The 2,113-nt window shown below is 33.6% G+C and carries 3 protein-coding genes and 1 pseudogene; all 4 read right to left on the bottom strand.

Going from position 1 to position 2,113, the window contains the following annotated elements:
• A pseudogene (locus BGC07_RS22780) lies at nucleotides 1-214 on the bottom strand (hypothetical protein); the annotation flags it as partial.
• Nucleotides 201-536 carry a hypothetical protein gene (locus BGC07_RS16265; RefSeq protein ID WP_069314113.1) on the bottom strand — a complete coding sequence of 112 codons (336 nt, stop codon included), beginning with the start codon at nucleotides 534-536 and terminating at the stop codon, nucleotides 201-203. The gene BGC07_RS16265 and the pseudogene BGC07_RS22780, both read right to left, overlap by 14 nt.
• 22 nt (nucleotides 537-558) lie before the next feature.
• Complete coding sequence (locus tag BGC07_RS16260; RefSeq protein ID WP_069314112.1) at nucleotides 559-984, bottom strand: hypothetical protein; 426 nt, start codon at nucleotides 982-984, stop codon at nucleotides 559-561.
• The coding region (locus BGC07_RS16255; RefSeq protein WP_158006994.1) for a hypothetical protein at nucleotides 968-2,113 on the bottom strand (1,146 nt) is incomplete at its 5' end. The genes BGC07_RS16260 and BGC07_RS16255, both read right to left, overlap by 17 nt.

Here is a 2,113-nt window from a genome sequence, read left to right as displayed (position 1 = left end):
TTCTCAACTCCTTTCTGCATAAATTTGTATGACAAAAGCACTCGATATCGATATAATCAACACGCTGACACTCTGCATAATGAAATTCGATTGTCGGCTTTGAGAAACTATCATGATGAGTCGTATAGCTTATTTTTGAAGAATCATGAAACAAATAATGAGGATATATATCACTTCCTTGGCTATGCACTCGAGTCAGCTTAAAAAAAGCCACTATCGCCCAACAATATAGGATAGTGGTCTGCATCATTCAAATAGATACGGCTCGCATGCGCATAATGAAGCCCAAGTAATGTCAGCACGTTAAATTGTAAATGATTTATTATATCACCAATACACTCATAGGAACTCAGCTCAATATAAAAATCAATAATTTTTGCCTTATATGGTGTAGCTATATTAACCTTTATATCAAAAAAACAAAAATGCTGGGGTGAGTGTACCAACTGCCTTAAAGTCTGATTACGACATAGTGAACTATCAATGTTTTGAACATCAAGATGAGCCTTAAACTCAAGATTGTTATTAATAACCACTTGAGATCCACAAACCTTGCTTTTAAAAAAATGCTAAAGCAGCGACGCTATTGATTGCTTCATCATGCTGCAAATAAAAACGGAAACATGACTCTGAATCAACAATAATCTCTTCACTAAATTCGAGTGAAAGCACTATTTTTTCATTATTAAAAGAATGGTGAAATTCACACTCATACAATGATGCTTCAAATAAATTTAACCCTTCATACACACCATCCACCCCTGATGCAACCAAGCGCTGACTCTTATTAAGCTTATATTCTACCCCACTATCTAAATGGCTCAGTTGAGCAAGCGCTGAAGAGGGCAAACTACAAAATAAGCTATGATATAAATCTATAAGTCTATTTTTTTTAAGCTGCGATGTATACGCATAGAATTGCCGATAAACTTTGTCAATATTAAAAGCAATCTCACGCTTTAAACTTTTACTGTTTATCGTCATGATGTGAACTCCAAAAACCTGTAACTTGGTAAGTAATATTTACCTGTGATTGTTTATCTTGCCACTGATAACTATTATTGGTTGTCTGTGCTACAGAGAGTAAAGAAAATAGGCACAGTGGTACATGTCGACTCAATATATTCACAGTACTCCCCATCGAAGTTTCATAACCAACCGTACAGCTTTGATCTTTCCACCATTGGTAATTAATTGGTTTATTGACTCCAGAGACATTCACTCCTATTATTGTATTACCGCCTATTCTTAAGAAACTCATATTGATGAAATCCTTGTCAGCAAGCTGTGTATTCATCATCATTCCAGGGGAAACTATTAATTGTAACGGCTGTGGCTGACCACTCTTATCCCAAAACTGGTTAGTAATCATATTGACTCGATTAATCAATGCGAGTTGTGACTTTGATAATAGAGCTTGGTTAACCACAGATTGATTATTAATCCAGCCATTTGGTGTATAAACTAAAAATGGCTTTAACCACTGATTAAACACTTGCCAAAAATAACCATTCACAGGGTTAATACTTTGATCTAAAAATTTCATATTAATAATTTGGCTTGATTTCGAATCAAATGGATAATACTGATCAAGCTTCTTAATGGAAGGCAATAATTGATCTTGCCAGACCTCCTGAATATTATACTTCACACCGGCCAAACCAACACTAACAATTTGATCAAAAACATCCGAAAAACTATTACGCACAACTGGGTTCACACTTTGAGGAAGCCAGCTTTTAACTTTGTTGAGAATACTATTTTTACTATTGCCATAATAGTCATAAACTAGCTTAGTCAAGCGCTGACTTTGCTGTGAAAGATTCACATTGTTGTCAACATAAACCTCATTATAAATACTTCTCAAATACATGACAAAATCACTAGTATCATAGTTTTTATGAAGTTTATTCAAGAACGAAAAGCTTTCACTAATAATTTTAAACCGATCATCTTTAAATTTTGTATTGTCACTAACTTGCTTTAACCCTTTATCAATCAATGAATCATGTGAAGTGATATTGCTCAAATAAAACTTCAACTCTTTTAAGTTTGAAATATTTGCAGAAAAAGTGACACGAACAAAATTATAGTAATTCTGAATATAATTTTT

The organism is Piscirickettsia litoralis (assembly GCF_001720395.1).
GTDB classification, from domain to species: domain Bacteria; phylum Pseudomonadota; class Gammaproteobacteria; order Piscirickettsiales; family Piscirickettsiaceae; genus Piscirickettsia; species Piscirickettsia litoralis.
This window is presented reverse-complemented; position numbering and strand designations above follow the sequence as displayed.

Bases quoted from the DNA above. Each gene is read 5' to 3' on its own strand.
- BGC07_RS16260 (WP_069314112.1), bottom strand. From the start codon at position 984: ATGACGATAAACAGTAAAAGTTTAAAGCGTGAGATTGCTTTTAATATT.